Origin of the sequence: Psychrobacter proteolyticus (assembly GCF_038155145.1) — a bacterium.
In the GTDB taxonomy this organism is placed as follows: domain Bacteria; phylum Pseudomonadota; class Gammaproteobacteria; order Pseudomonadales; family Moraxellaceae; genus Psychrobacter; species Psychrobacter proteolyticus_B.
Genome location: NZ_JBAKAY010000207.1, coordinates 1 through 212, shown reverse-complemented (window position 1 = coordinate 212; position 212 = coordinate 1). Strand labels below are relative to the sequence as shown.

Here is a 212-nt window from a genome sequence, read left to right as displayed (position 1 = left end):
AGAAACCAACATCATTATCTTGCTTGCACATAACCCTGAAGATGATCTACAGAAAGCAGTTAAGGGTATGCTTCCAAAGGGCCCTCTTGGCTATGCGATGATCAAGTAGCTGAAACTTTATGAGGTTAGTGATCATCCACATACTGGACAGAAACCTACAGAACTAGACATCTAAGGATTTACTTATGGAACGCAATTACGGAACTGGTCGC

General features: G+C 42.0%; 1 pseudogene. It reads left to right on the top strand.

The features are described from left to right. Window positions 1-175: pseudogene (locus V6252_RS13550) on the top strand (uL13 family ribosomal protein); the annotation flags it as partial. Window positions 176-212: the final 37 nt, after the last annotated feature.